The 14,415-nt window shown below is 46.7% G+C and carries 14 protein-coding genes; 10 read left to right on the forward strand and 4 right to left on the reverse strand.

What is annotated here, in order from left to right:
* Positions 1–40: 40 nt before the first annotated feature.
* The gene (locus tag G8759_RS08185; RefSeq protein WP_167206868.1) at positions 41–895 is read right to left on the reverse strand and encodes an SDR family oxidoreductase; all 855 of its coding nucleotides are present in this window, start codon (positions 893–895) and stop codon (positions 41–43) included.
* Between the two features lie 365 nt (positions 896–1,260).
* On the opposite strand from G8759_RS08185, the gene G8759_RS08190 reads away from it, so the two are divergent.
* Complete coding sequence (locus G8759_RS08190) at positions 1,261–1,731, forward strand: 3-oxoacyl-ACP synthase (RefSeq protein ID WP_317166772.1); 471 nt, start codon at positions 1,261–1,263, stop codon at positions 1,729–1,731.
* A 1-nt stretch (position 1,732) separates the two neighbouring features.
* Here the strand turns inward: G8759_RS08190 and G8759_RS08195 are convergent, their stop codons facing one another.
* The gene (locus tag G8759_RS08195) at positions 1,733–3,364 is read right to left on the reverse strand and encodes an amidohydrolase (RefSeq protein ID WP_167206870.1); all 1,632 of its coding nucleotides are present in this window, start codon (positions 3,362–3,364) and stop codon (positions 1,733–1,735) included.
* 106 nt (positions 3,365–3,470) lie between these two features.
* Between G8759_RS08195 and G8759_RS08200 the strand changes: the two genes are divergently transcribed.
* The 3 genes from G8759_RS08200 (at position 3,471) to G8759_RS08210 (ending at position 5,890) form a co-directional block, all read left to right on the forward strand.
* Positions 3,471–4,859: a TolC family protein gene (locus G8759_RS08200; RefSeq protein WP_167206872.1), complete on the forward strand. Its 1,389-nt coding sequence runs from the start codon at positions 3,471–3,473 to the stop codon at positions 4,857–4,859.
* A 71-nt stretch (positions 4,860–4,930) separates the two neighbouring features.
* Positions 4,931–5,137, forward strand: coding sequence for a DUF2188 domain-containing protein (locus tag G8759_RS08205; RefSeq protein ID WP_167206874.1), 207 nt, complete (start codon positions 4,931–4,933; stop codon positions 5,135–5,137).
* Between the two features lie 57 nt (positions 5,138–5,194).
* Complete coding sequence (locus G8759_RS08210) at positions 5,195–5,890, forward strand: DUF421 domain-containing protein (RefSeq protein ID WP_167206876.1); 696 nt, start codon at positions 5,195–5,197, stop codon at positions 5,888–5,890.
* A 29-nt stretch (positions 5,891–5,919) separates the two neighbouring features.
* Here the strand turns inward: G8759_RS08210 and G8759_RS08215 are convergent, their stop codons facing one another.
* Together G8759_RS08215 and G8759_RS08220 are read right to left on the reverse strand one after the other, a co-directional pair.
* Complete coding sequence (locus G8759_RS08215; RefSeq protein ID WP_167218804.1) at positions 5,920–7,005, reverse strand: DNA topoisomerase IB; 1,086 nt, start codon at positions 7,003–7,005, stop codon at positions 5,920–5,922.
* Positions 7,006–7,116: 111 nt separating this feature from the next.
* A complete protein-coding gene (locus G8759_RS08220; RefSeq protein ID WP_167206878.1) occupies positions 7,117–7,692 on the reverse strand; it encodes a DUF6962 family protein in 576 nt (191 codons plus the stop codon).
* Between the two features lie 159 nt (positions 7,693–7,851).
* Here G8759_RS08220 and sucD point away from each other — a divergent pair, with 159 nt between their 5' ends.
* From sucD to porL, 6 genes are all read left to right on the forward strand, one after another.
* Complete coding sequence (gene sucD, locus G8759_RS08225; protein WP_162387826.1) at positions 7,852–8,730, forward strand: succinate--CoA ligase subunit alpha; 879 nt, start codon at positions 7,852–7,854, stop codon at positions 8,728–8,730.
* A gap of 96 nt (positions 8,731–8,826) precedes the next feature.
* Entirely contained in the window at positions 8,827–9,999 is a 1,173-nt protein-coding gene (locus G8759_RS08230) for a DUF4271 domain-containing protein (RefSeq protein WP_167206880.1), read from the forward strand.
* A 103-nt stretch (positions 10,000–10,102) separates the two neighbouring features.
* A complete protein-coding gene (locus G8759_RS08235; protein ID WP_162387828.1) occupies positions 10,103–10,888 on the forward strand; it encodes a uroporphyrinogen-III synthase in 786 nt (261 codons plus the stop codon).
* 204 nt (positions 10,889–11,092) lie between these two features.
* Positions 11,093–12,064, forward strand: a complete 972-nt coding sequence (locus tag G8759_RS08240) for a PorP/SprF family type IX secretion system membrane protein (RefSeq protein WP_167206882.1) — start codon at positions 11,093–11,095, stop codon at positions 12,062–12,064.
* 268 nt (positions 12,065–12,332) lie between these two features.
* On the forward strand, positions 12,333–13,469 hold the full coding sequence (gene porK, locus G8759_RS08245) for a T9SS ring complex lipoprotein PorK/GldK (protein WP_167206884.1): 1,137 nt from the start codon (positions 12,333–12,335) through the stop codon (positions 13,467–13,469).
* 127 nt (positions 13,470–13,596) lie between these two features.
* Entirely contained in the window at positions 13,597–14,409 is an 813-nt protein-coding gene (gene porL, locus G8759_RS08250; protein WP_162387831.1) for a type IX secretion system motor protein PorL/GldL, read from the forward strand.
* Positions 14,410–14,415 lie beyond the last annotated feature (6 nt).

Raw genomic sequence — 14,415 nt, forward strand, 5'->3', positions numbered from 1 at the left:
ATCAGTCTCATTCCTTAATTAAATCAGCTCAGTTTTTGTGTTATGCATTGACAATCGTACCACCATTGGGGTGAAGAACCTGCCCCGTCATGTAGGATGCATCTTCGGATGCCAGAAAAACATAAGCTGGTGCCACTTCGCTAGGTTGGCCGGGGCGCTTCATGGGTACATCCTTGCCAAACTGCGCCACTTCTTTAGCGCTGACCGACGACGGGTTGAGCGGAGTCCAGATTGGACCGGGAGCCACACCATTGACACGAATACCTTTGGCGATCAGATTGCTGGACAAGGCTCGTGTAAAGGTCATAATAGCCCCTTTCGTGGATGAGTACTCTAACAGATCGGCCCTCCCCTGGTAGGCAGTAACCGACGTGGTGTTGATAATGCAGTCGCCTTTATGCAAGTGTGGTTCGGCCGCTTTTGTGACCCTAAAAAACGAATATATATTGGTTTCATAGGTTGCCAGCAGGTCTTCATCACGCTCTTCTTCGAGCGTTTGGTGCTGTAACTGCAAGCCAGCATTATTGACCAGAATGTTCAGCTTACCCAGTTGCCGGACCGTATCCTCAACAATCTGCTTACAATAAACTTCGTGACGAATATCGCCCGGTAGTAGCAGGCATTTACGACCTTCTGCCTCAACCAGTTCTTTGGTTTTCTGCGCGTCTTCTTCCTCTCGGGGTGTATAGGAGATGGCTACATCGGCACCCTCTCGGGCAAAATGAACGGCCACCGCCCGACCAATGCCAGAGTCACCGCCCGTAATGAGAGCGACCTTGTCTTTCAGTTTGTTCGCACCTTTATACAGATGCCGAATTACCTTCGGCTGGGGATCCAGTTCCGCTTCAATCCCTGGTTGAAGATCCTGATGCTGAGGGGGAATTTTTGCTTCCATAACGTTGCTGTTGGTTGTACTTGAGTTTTATAAGCCAAAAGCAACGGTGGTTGTTTGGAGAAATCTATTAAAATGGTGGATTGGTAGCGGCATAGTTAGGCATAGGCTCCAGCGCCGTTAATTTCCGGTCGCAAACGAACAAACTCGAGCATTTGCTACACAGGAAATGGACTGAAATTACCGCCAACGGGTGTTTTTTCAGGTGGAAATAAGTATAGATAAATGCTCAAAAATTACTTCCTGCAGCGCTTGTGCGATACTATTTAGCGTTTGACAATAAAATTATTCCTAACTAGAGCCAGCATAGGCAAAAGCAATGTGCTGGCTATGTACATCTACAGAATAATTTTTTTATTTTAGTTGTTGTGAATCAGGATTTTACGTCAAAGCAGCTTAGGCAGGATTTAATGGCTCTGTGCAGGAGCCATGTTCAGCAACGCATTGAAATAGCCCGGCAGGCAATGGAGGCCGCTCAGGAGTCGGCCAATTCGGAATCCAAGAGCAGTGCTGGTGATAAATACGAAACCGGCCGTGCTATGGCGCAGATCGAACGGGATCGATATGCGCATCAGCTCGATATTGCGCTGGCCCTGGAACAGGAGTTGGAGCGGATTAATAGCGAGAAAGACTATACGATTGTTCAGCCCGGCAGTCTGGTCATTACGAATCGCGGAACGTTCTTTATCAGCATTAGCGCCGGTAAGCTCAGTGTCGACGGAAATGAGGTATTCGCTGTTTCGCCCGCGTCGCCAATTGGCATGGCATTGGCCGGTCGGCGCGCGGGCGATCAGGTTTTGTTTAATAAAATGACGTATGAGGTACTAAAAGTGGGTTAGTCTAGTAAACCCGTTCGCCACCAATCCAGGTCTGTTTCACTTTCGTCTGGCGTAGTTGTGTGTTTGGTACTGTCATGATGTCGCGGTCAAGCACAACGAAATCTGCTTGTTTGCCGGGAGCAATACTGCCCCGCAACTGATCTTCGAAACAGGCATATGCCGCCCACCGGGTCATGGCCAGCAGGGCTGATTTACGATCGACCGCGTTTTCCATCTGATAGCCTCCCGCCGGAAAGTTCTTGGCATCCTGCCGGGCAACAGCCGCGTGGAAGCCAAATAATGGATTGACCGATTCAACGGGAAAATCGCTTCCGAAGGCAATCAGTTTATTTTGTGTCATCAGATCCTTAAACGCATAAGCACCTTTTACCCGAATTGGTCCCAGCCGTTCGCCCGCCCAATACATATCTGATGTTGCATGAGTGGGCTGTACCGATGGAATTATTGAATACTGCCCAAACTTATGGACATCGTCGGGAGACACGACCTGCGCGTGTTCAATGCGCCAGCGCCGGTCGTTATGGCCTTTAAGCAGCTTTCCGTAAAGATCGAGCATGAGGTGATTGGCCGAGTCACCGATGCAGTGCGTATTGGCCTGGAATCCGGTTCCGGATAAAATGGTCGTGACACGTTCCAGTTCACCAGGACTGAGTAATAGAAATCCACCTGTTTCCGGGCGATCGCTGTATGGCCGCAGTAAGCAGGCTCCGCGTGAGCCTAAAGCGCCGTCGGCATAGAGTTTAAAGGACCGTACGGTCAGCCGATCAGTCTGAAAAGGCCCCCGTTTCAGAAAATAATTTAGATTCGGTTCGCCGAGGCTAATCATAGCGTAATCCCGAATTTTTAATTTACCTGCTTTATGCAGACTATCGATGAGATTAATTTCGGCGGGGCTAATACCTGCATCTGAAATCGTTGTTAGCCCGAGCGAAACACAGACTTTCTCGGCTGCCTGCAGCATTCTTGCCTTGTCGGTATTGTCGGGCTGTGGAATTACCCGCTTCACGAGTTGCATGGCATTGTCTACCAAAACACCGGTGGGCTGGCCATTTTTTATAATAATTTCTCCGCCGGGTAGCTTCGATCCTGCCGTTATTTTGGCTAATCGCAATGTTTTTGAATTGACGAGTAGCGCGTGGCCATCTACCCGCATCAGGACAACCGGCACATTAGGAAAAGCAACATCCAGTTTCTCTTTTGTTGGGAATGTTTTGTCGGGCCAGTCATTCTGATCCCAGCCTCGGCCCGAAAGCCATAAAACGTTTGGATGTTTCTGGTAAAATGTTTTCAGGCGATCAATCACTTCATCGTAAGACTCCGCTCCAACCAGATCAGCCTGATCAAGTACCTGTCCCAGGCCCAGAAAATGGGAGTGAGGGTCATAGAAACCCGGATAAACGGGTTGGTCGTGCAGATTGACCGTACTATCGGCATAGTATTGATCAGTTAATGTTTTGATCGAACCAACGGCCAGAAACTTACCATCTTTAATGACAAATGCGTCGGCTTCTGAGAAACTTGAATCCGCGGTGTAGACATGGGCGTTGATGACGATTAGGTCGACTTTTTGCCTGGAAGAACAGCCCGAAAGCAGAACGATCGAAGCTAAAATTAACAAAAGAGGGTGTTTCATGACGGATGATTGGGAAAGATGCAAATTAAAGGAAAGTTGATAACCCAACCAGCTAATCGCAGATTCTCGTATTTTTGTCATAATCGTCGTTGTCAACCTTAATTCAATGAAGCTCAGCAGTTGGATTCTTTTTGTTTGCCTTCCTTTTTCGGCCCTTGCTCAACAACCTCAAAACGCTATTCAACGCGCCCAGCAACGCACCTTTACGGTTGCTACTATCCCGCAGCCGGGTGAGGTGTTGACACTCTCGCAAGCCATCGAACAGGCTATAGGTAAGAATTACCAGATTCAGATTAACCGGTCGCAGGAGCAGATTGCTCGTAATAACTACTCGAAGGGAAACGCGGGCTATCTGCCTTCTTTGTTTTTTAATGGGAACACGAGCGGTAACCTTCAGAGCTTTCGGCAAACGTATCTCGATGGTCTTCGCCCTCCTCAGGAGGCTCACGGTGTGTTTAACCGGACAACCAACCTGGCCATGAACCTGAACTATACCGTTTTTAACGGGTATGCCCGGTCAAGCACTTACACGCAACTTCGTCAGCTATTGCAGATTAGCACTGTAACGACAAGGGCTAATATAGAAGCCACCGTAGCCAGTATCGCTACAAGTTATTACGATGTAGTCAGGCAATTGCAGCGGTTAATCGCATTCAGTCAGGCACTTGATATCTCCAGAGAACGGCTTGAACTTGCCCGGGCCAATTATGAAGTAGGTACACGATCGAAAGTTGATTTTTTGAGTGCTCAGGTAGACTATAATACCGATAGTGCAGCCCTAATTGCACAGGAGCAGTCATTACGTAATGCAAAAACCCTGCTGAATACGCAACTTGTGCGTGAACCACTTGCCGAGTTTGCGGTTCGTGATACGATCATTGTTCGCCCGAATCTGGAACTGGCATCGCTTGAGCAGTCGCTGAATACCAATAACCCGCTGCTGGTTTCGGCTGTATTGAACCGCACAATTGCTGATCTGAATGTTCGGCTGGCGTCTGCCCAGCAACTCCCTTTGGTTACGGCACAGACAGGCTATAGTTATCAGCTTCAGGATAATCAGGGCGGTTTTGGGGTCAGTACAGGCCGTACGGGATCACTTAATTACCTGATTACGGCTTCAATTCCGATTTTTAATGGCTATAACCTGAAACGACAAATTCAGAATGCCCGTATCAATACGGTTATTGCTAAAGATCAGGAAAACAACCAGCGATTGCAACTCCAGCTCGCCCTTACACAAACCTTCCAGGCTTACCAGAATAGCCTGAAACTGTTGAATCTGGAGGTGTTAAATAACCAGCTGGCAAATCAGAACGTCGATATTGCGTATGACCGCTACCGGATCGGGAACTCTACGTTCGTTGAGTTTCGCGATGTACAGCGGAACTCCATCGATGCCCAGACCCGATTAATCGAAGCCGAATTTAATGCCAAAGCGGCTGAAATTGAATTACTCCGGCTTAGCAGTACCATTTCGCAAGAACTAGGACAATAAGTGAACAGTCTGACCGATTGAGCGTTAGTTAATTAAGTTAACGGCAACTTATTAACTAACGCTCACGGAGTATGCCTTACACAAAAAAAGAGTACCCTGCCTCACTCAGAAATTTTATGGCTCCGGTGCGCAACAAAGCCATCGATATTGCCAATGCTTTGCTCACCGATGGTGCTGATGAGTCAAAAGCAATAGCCATTGCAACCGCCAAGGCTGAAGAGTGGGCTCTAAAACGAAGCATAAAGGTGCGGAAGGATAATGCTCCCGAGAATAAATAATCGGCTAATGGATCAGGTCTTTCGCTTAGAGCCGAGCCATCTATTCCTTACTTCACGATGAAACCAGAACCTGTTCAGCCGTTTGACTGGGAGCGTATTTTTATTCATGAATTTCCCTGGACATATCTTGGCGAGGTTGCGTTCCGAACCGTCTTTATGTTTTTGGTCGTGTTGGCCGCCTTGACCGTATCGGGGAAACGGGAGGTGCGCCAATTATCGATCTACGAACTGGTGTTGCTGATTGGCCTTGGCTCAGCCGCTGGTGATCCCATGTTCTACCATGATGTGCCGCTGGCTTCGGCCGTAGTCGTCTTTCTGGTGATAATGGGATGCTACAAACTGGCCACATACATCAGTGACCGGAACAAAACCGTTAGAACCCTTCTGGAAGGTAAGCCCGTTTATGTGATTGAAGACGGCTGTATTTTAACCGAGAATTTTGATCAGGAGGACCTGGGGCTGGAGGAGCTATTTTCTGATTTGCGGGTAGAAGGTATTGAACATCTGGGACAGGTGCGCACGGCTATTCTGGAGCCAAATGGTCAGCTCAGTCTGTTTACATTTAAAGAAAATGATATCCGGCCCGGATTGCCGATTCTACCCAACGAATTGAAGCGTCATTCAGAAAGCATTCCACAACCGGGTGATTATGCCTGTTGTGCTTGTGGTCATGTAAAGACATTTAGCGCATCTGTTGACCACTCTTCGTGTCAGCGTTGCAAAAAAACTAAATGGGTAAAGGCAGTAAAATGAAGTTATGTGGCTGATAATCAGTAAACTATCTACTTAAATGATGAGTCTTTGATAACGCTCTTAACCTGATCGTTCAGGAATTTTAATAAGAGCTTTTCAACGCCATCCAGGCCGTGAGGACTAGTTTGTCGGAACCTGTTTTTTTGTTCAATATATGGGTTTAAATCCCGACATTCATACGATTCCAGAATCTGCGGATGAACGTAATGTTTGCGGCAGACCGTACGCGTATTGCCCAGTTTCAGCGATACTTCATCGAGTACAGTATTGACGTTTTTCTTTAATTCTTTCTCTGATTCGCAAGGTTCCAGTTCAATGAGCAGCCGGAGAGCATTGACTGTTCCGGCCCAGGTTCGGAAATCCTTTGCCGAAAAATCGTCACCCATTGTTTCATGAAGATACTCATTCACCATTCCAGAGTCGATGGAGTGACGATTGCCAGCTTCGTCGAAATATTGAAATAACTCTTTACCCGGAATATCGCGGCAGGCTTTTACGAGCCGTGATAGCCGCCGGTCATGGAGGGTAATATCGTGATAAATACCTTTTTTGCCTTTGAAACTAAACCGTACTTCGCTGCCTACTGCCTTAACATGCCGGTTTTTGAGGGTTGTTAAGCCATAAGAACCATATTCTTTTTCATAGGCCGCATTCCCTACGCGAATCAGGGTTTGTTCCATTACGCTCAACGCAATTGCGATTACTTTTTCGCGAGTCAACGATCGATGGGTTAAATCCTGATCCAGTCGAGCGCGAAGTCTGGGAAGAGCTTCGCCAAAAGCGGCCATTCGAAAAAATTTCGTTTCGCTCCGGATCTTGTTCCAGTTGGCGTGATAGCGATATTGTTTCCTGTTTTTTGTGTCGATACCAGTTGCCTGTAGGTGTCCATTCACTTTTGGGCTAATCCAGACATCTTCCCAGGCTGGGGGCAAAACCAGTTTGTGGATACGCTCCCTTGTTTCAGCGTCGCCGATGATCGCTCCGTTTGCATCAAAATAAGTGAAGTGATCGCCGGTTTTTCGCCGACTGATTCCAGGCATTGTGTCGTTCATATACACGAGCCGGGCTGCCTTTGCTGCCTTAATCGGATCGTGTGCCAGTTCCAGTAAATCCACGTTCGTTGAGTTTTGTGGATTGGTAACTGTTTGACGAGCCAATTGGTTAAAGCGGGACTAAAGAAAACAGTTATCCGATAATCTGAAGCAATCAGTTGTCATAAAACCAGGTTACCGTTCGGCCGCTTTGCCAAAGAACCAGAGAGCTAATGCACTGGCGTAATGATAAAAATCTGTCGGATGAAAAAACGACTCCAGTGATTGAGCCTTCGTTGCAAGCCCCATCATCATAGCCGCCAGGACAATCCAAAGGCCACGTTTGTTGCGCTGGAGTAAGGAAAATACAGCGAGTAGCATCAGTACGAGAATCGCGAGCGACGGCACTACTGGCGTGAAAACACGAACCTCGGGCAGCAGTAGAAGGATAAAGACAAACAGACCAAATAGCATGGTCGTTATAAAAGTCGTTATCGAATAGACACGTCGGTAAAGTAATCCCCAAACGCCTACTACCGCACAAACAACACCTAGGCTATCGGCTAGAACGACCATTGAGCGATGAAGAGGCTCAAGCGATTCATTGCCTGCATAATGGAAAATACCAATCAGGGCCGCCAGCGAAACGGTAAGTAAGAAAAATCCCCATAAAAGCCGATTATATATGCTTACCCGCTGAAAAAAGTGCCAGAACACCCCAACGCCCGTTCCGGCCAGAATAGAGCCTGAGAGAATGTGCGAAAAAATCATCACGTAATTTACGAAGATTCGGCTACTTTTGCCCAACTTATTCAATGATGCAAGATTAACAGACGAAAGGAAAAAGACGAAAATTGTTCAGATCTTTCTTCAGTCGTCTGTTAATCCTGTGTCAAATTCAATCGCATCGCCAACGATTTACTAACCGTCATGAGTGTTTTAGTTAACAAGGACTCCAAAGTTATCGTCCAGGGCTTTACCGGCTCGGAGGGCAGTTTCCATGCTCAGCAGATGATCGAATATGGTACCAATGTCGTTGGTGGAGTTACGCCCGGCAAAGGTGGACAGACTCACCTCGATCGGCCCGTTTTTAATACTGTTCAGCAAGCTGTTGATCAGGCTGAGGCCGATGTGTCCATCATTTTTGTACCACCCGCATTTGCTGCAGACGCCATTATGGAAGCTGCTGAAGCAGGTATCAAGGTGATAATCTGCATTACAGAGGGTATTCCGACGGAAGATATGGTAGCGGTGAAAAACTACCTTACCGATAAAGACACTCGGTTGATTGGTCCAAACTGCCCCGGTGTTATGACGGCGGAGGAATGTAAAGTTGGGATTATGCCCGGCTTCATTTTCAAGAAAGGAACCATTGGTATCGTTTCCAAATCAGGAACACTGACCTATGAAGCGGTTGACCAACTGACTAAAGCCGGTTTAGGGCAAAGCACAGCGATCGGTATCGGGGGTGACCCAATCATTGGCACAACAACCAAGCAGGCTGTTGAACTGCTGATGAACGATCCAGAAACTGAAGCCATCGTCATGATCGGCGAAATTGGTGGAGGAATGGAGGCTGAAGCGGCTCGCTGGATCAAGGCAGACGGTAACCGCAAACCTGTTGTAGGCTTTATTGCCGGACAAACGGCTCCGAAAGGACGCCGGATGGGACACGCCGGAGCGATTGTTGGCGGAGCCGACGATACGGCATCGGCTAAAATGGCAATCATGCGTGAGTGTGGTATTCACGTTGTTGAGTCGCCCGCACTCATTGGTGATACCATGCTGAAGGCATTGGGGAAAAATTGATTTAACGGGCTATAAAGCGTGCCGCAACGGATGTTGAAAGAGCAAAAAAGCAATAGAAGGAAAAAAGACTGGCTAAACTGGATACGAGTACCTGCCATGGCATTTTTTCGCTCTATTGCTCTTTCAACATTCGTTGCGGCACTCTTTGTTACAGCCGTTTTTGCACAGTCCCGCACAGAAGGAATTGGACCGGCCAATCAGTATTATCCGGTTCATGATTTTCACGATGATTTTCAGGTATACGATGAGGCCACTAAAGCCTACGTACCCTATATCGTTGAACAGCACGCTGACCAAACAGCGTTAAGTACCTATCTTGACCTCGAAAGTAATCGGCACTACAATCTTCTTATTTCGACAAAACAGGATGGGTATCTGTTTATTAACGCATCCCTGAAACGAAAACTTCGGGCAGGCGAGTGGTCTGTATTCAGTATCGACAGCCTGTATCGTGTGTATCGCCAGCCGGAAGTTTTTCTGACACTGTATGGTGCGCCCGGTCTGAATGACAAACGCCTGTTTATTGGCTACCCAAAGTCAGCTACTCAGAAACTGGTTGTCCTGCGTGATGATAACCTGAGTGTACGACCGCGTACGTTTTCGGTGTATAATAATTTTTTCGGCTTAGGCTTATTGTTTTTGTTAGCAAGCCATGCGTTCCTGTTTTCATTCTATCACAGGGCGTTTCTTCGGTTTTATAGCCTGCGTGATTTATTGTCACTTCGGGCGCAGGAAGAATCTTTTTTGATTAACCGGCCCCTGAGTAGCACCAATGTGCTGTTTATTCTTAATTTAAGTTTTGTTGTTGCTTATTTAATAGTATTCGTACAAAGCCGTAATCTCGATGTATTTGTCTCCCGACGCTTGTTGGGAGCGCAGAATCTGGGGGCGGTGTTAGGTGAGTTTATCGTATTAAGCGGGCTGGCTTTTATTGTACTAATGGGCAAATACATCGCTCTGGAAGTGCTAGGTGGGTTATATAAACTACAGAGCATCATTAATATCCATTTTTTCAAGGTACTTCAGTCGTCGATGCTGTTCTTTACGACACTGACGTTGCTTTTAGTGGTTATTGCCTACAATACAGCTAGTATGACCTGGTCAGAAAGTGCGCTATTACTGCCCGTTCTGGTGTTTTACCTGATGCGATTAGCCTTTCTATACATTGTCATCCGTAGTCAGGAACCTATCAAAAATCTGTATTTATTTTCGTACCTTTGCATCGTTGAATTGATTCCACTCATCATAGGCCTTCGTTTCGCACTGTGAGAGTGGTTTACAGTTTATGGTTGTGGTTTATGGTTGGTTTTCTGGTCAATTATAAACCAGTGCTATAAACTCAGAACTGACTATTGAAACGAGTTGAGATTCAATGAACGAGACCAGCATGCAATCCACCCAAGACCGGCTGACGAAGGTTAACCGGCTGCTAGTGACCCAATCCCGCCCTGCCGACGAAAAATCTCCTTATTTTGACTTAGTCAGCAAGTACAATATTCAGATTGATTTCCGGCCATTTATTCAGATACAGGGTGTATCGTTTAAGGATTTTCGTCGCCAGAAAATCAATATTCTGGATCATACAGCCATTATTTTTACCAGCCGGAATGCGATCGATCATTTCTTTCGTATTTGCCAGGAAGGCCGTATCGAGGTTCCTGCCGACATGAAATACTTCTGTATTTCGGAACAGACAGCTAATTATCTCCAGAAATACATCATAATCCGAAAGCGGAAGATCTTTAACGGCACTAAAACCGCGACCGAGTTATTCGATTTGATCAAGAAACATAAGAACGAGAAGTTCCTGTTTCCGTGTTCCAACATCCGGCGCAACGATATTCCTGAGTTCATGGATACCAGTAGCCTGCATTTTACGGAGGCAGTTATGTATGAAACTGTGCCGACGGATTTGTCAGATCTGGATATCACTAGTTACGATATCATTGCTTTTTTCAGTCCATCGGGCGTAGCATCGCTGATGACAAACTTCCCGGAGTTTAAGCAGAATGGTACACGAATGGCTGCTTTTGGCCCTACTACGGCAAAAGCAGTGACGGATGCAGGGCTTACCCTTGACATAGAAGCACCATTGCCAAACGCTCCCTCCATGACAGGTGCGCTTGATCTGTATATTAAAAAGGCTAACAATTCATAAACAGTTGGCGCTTTTGTGAGGTTGGTTGTTGAAATCAGGGCATTTTTGGTCCTTTTTCAACAACCAACCTTTATTTTTCTGGTTCAATAAAGTAGCAGTTTCGGCGTTTATTTGTAAACTGCATCGTACGGTTGCAACGAACGTACCGATGCGTGTCGTAATAGGCCAAGAGGCCTTGGCACAGGTTCTTTTTTCTTTGCTTGTATGATTCGCACTTTTTACTTTTTTGCCTTCCTGCTACTGACGCTTACCGCTCAGTCGGTTTTTGCCCAACAGGAACCTCAGCTTAGTATGTATATGTACAATCCCCTCTATTATAATCCAGCAGCTGCGGGGTCAGAGGGTGTATCACGAATACAACTTACGCAGAGAACCCAGTATCTTGGCTATCAGACAACGGGTAATTCTGATCCGGGAGGAGCTCAGAACTCCCAGATTTTATCATTCAACATGCCACTGGCCCGCATTAAGAGCGGTATAGGCATCTACCTGTTGAACGATAAGGTTGGGCCGAACTATAACCAATCGGTACAGTTATCCTATGCCTACCGACTCGCGTTGAAGAGTGGTACACTGGCATTTGGTGTTCAGGCCGGGCTTTTCAATAAAGGCTACGACTATGGTGTGCTTAGGCCAAGTGATGCAGGCGACCCCCTGATTCCAACCGGACGGATCGGACAGGCTAAACCGGATATTGGCGCTGGCGTTTATTACAACACGACCGACTACTGGGTTGGTGTAAGCGTTAATCATATCAATAAGGCACCGTATCAAATAGGTACTGACCGTTCTACCAATCCGCTCTATCCAAGCGCTTATCTGAGCGCTGGCTATCGGTTAGGAATAGGCTATGATATTGACATACAACCATCTATTTTGATTCAGTATGCTACCTTAGGAGGAATACGGAACTCAACAGCAACGATCAATTTAGTCGGCACATACGACAATCGGATCTGGGCTGGTGTTGGCTATCGATATCAGGATGCAGCCATGGCTACGGTTGGCATTAATCTGATGCGAAACAACGCATTGCGAGTAGGCTATTCGGTTGATCTGGTCCTTGGAGCTAGTGCTAAAAGTGCAACGTCACACGAATTTATGATAGGCTATGCACTTCCGGCGCCCGATCCCCGTAAGAAACCTATTATACGGACTCCTCGCTTTCGGTATTAATTCAATATTTAACAGGATTGTTTAAGGTTTCTGGTGACGGATAATAAAGACTAACATTTTGGCAGTATTCTTGTTAGGCAGTTTAGGAATAGCAGTGTATTTTTGAAGAAAGTAGGTTTAGTTAAAAAGTGTGAAAATGCGCTATTGAGTTAATTAATGAAGCAACGTTTTTGAGAAATTCTTCGTAAAGAAAATTCTACATACAATAACCAAACGGATTTTCGTTTTTAGTCTGGTCTCGCACAAGAAGAAGGTAAAAAGTCTTATAATGATGAAGTACAACTGGTTTACAGCCAACGCAACCCGGGTGGTGATGGTCGCAGCAGTAATTCTGCTGATGCAAGGTTGCGGCTTTATTAAGTCAAAGTTCGGTGGTAAAGACGGCAAAGGAGGAGAAGTCGGTGTTACGAATGGAGAAATTACGGCCACAGGTCGTAAAGGTTGGAAGCAACCAACTCCATACGGAATGGTACTGGTTCCTTCAGGTTCGTTTATCATGGGACAGGCTGACGAAGACGTGGCGGCTACTCAAATTAATATGAACCGGCAGGTAACCATCAGTTCGTTCTATATGGACGATGCCGAAATATCGAACCATGAATACCGGCAGTATGTCAATGCGCTGCTGGCCGACTCTGTCTCCGTATTAGGAGAGGAGGAAATCATGGCGAAGTATTATCCTGATACAACTGTCTGGAAAAACGACTTCACCTACCACAATGGTGACCCGATGCTGGAGCATTATTATGCGCACCCAGCTTTCGACACCTATCCGGTAGTTGGCGTAAGCTGGATCGCTGCCAAACACTTTTGCCAGTGGCGTACCAACACGCTCGATGATTTCCGCACCAAAGATGGCGGCTATCGTTCGTTTGGGTTCCGGCTCCCGTCGGAAGCTGAGTGGGAATGGGCTGCCCGTGGTGGAAAAAGCGGGGCGAAATATCCCTGGGGGAACCCCTACGTGGCAAATGGTAAAGGTTGCTACTTAGCTAACTTCAAACCGCAGCGTGGTAATTTCGATGCGGATGGTTATCCCTATACCGCTCCTGCTACAGCCTACAGCCCGAATGATTACGGTCTCTACAACATGGCTGGTAACGTAGCTGAATGGTGCCGTGATGCCTACGCCGATAACTCAAACGCTATTGTTTGGGATATGAACCCGGATAACCAGAATGCCGACGAACCTCGTAAAGTTGTTCGGGGTGGTTCATGGAAAGACATTGCTTACTACCTCGAAACAGGTACCCGTTACTACGAATATGAAGATCAGAAACGTTCGTATATAGGTTTCCGCTGTGTAATGGATAACCTCGAAGGACGTGCTGCATCGGGTCGTGGTGGCCGCGTTGGTGGTAGCAGTAAGAGTAAAAGCAGCAAGAAAGCTTCAGCTAAGAAAGCCTAATCCGTAATTAACGCTGGATACTGGACGTTAGAAATAACGTCCAGTGTTGACTGTTCGCGTTCAATGCTCAGAGTACACAAGTCTTAACCACAAAAGTTAGTTACCTATTCCAACCAAATCGCTTATCATGGCAGCAGAAAAGTCCACGAATTTCTTTTGGGATCGTTTAGTACCAACCATTTATAGTGCCGGAGCCGCCGTCGTAATCGCAGGTGCTTGGGCAAAGATTACTCACAACGAACAATTTGGCTGGCTATTAACGGCCGGTCTGTTAACTGAAGTTGTTATCTTCTTATTATACGCTATTCAGAGTTTCACCAATCCTGCCACGGCAGGTGATGGCTACGCCTGGGAGCGCGTTTATCCAGAACTGGCTGAAGATTATAAAGGAGAAGCCCGGAAACCAGCCCCCCAGGCAAACGGCCTGACAGGTAATATGGACCAGATGCTGGCACAGGCAAAAGTAACACCTGATGTGTTTGAGCGCCTTGGTTCAGGCTTTCGCAATTTGAATGATACTGTTTCGAAACTGAGCGACCTCACCGACGCAACTGTTGCTACGAACGATTACGCTCGTAATGTTAAGTCTGCTTCGAGCTCGATCAGCGAAATGAATAAGTCATATGGTACAGCAATTACGGCCATGAACTCAATGGCTGATGCAACTACCGATGCTAAAGATTATCGTGATCAATTCCAGAAAGTGACCAAAAATATGGGCGCACTAAACGCCGTATACGAACTGGAATTGCAGGATGCGAATAAACATCTTAAGGCGATGAATGCCTTTTATGGTAGCCTGACTACTGCGATGGAAAATATGTCTGATGCTAGCCGTGATGCCCAGCAGTTCAAGAGCGAAATGGCAAAACTGACCGGTAATCTGGCGTCGCTTAACACCGTATACGGCAGTATGTTAACTGCCATGCGTGGTAACTAAAATCAG

This window comes from Spirosoma aureum, assembly GCF_011604685.1.
GTDB lineage: Bacteria > Bacteroidota > Bacteroidia > Cytophagales > Spirosomataceae > Spirosoma > Spirosoma aureum.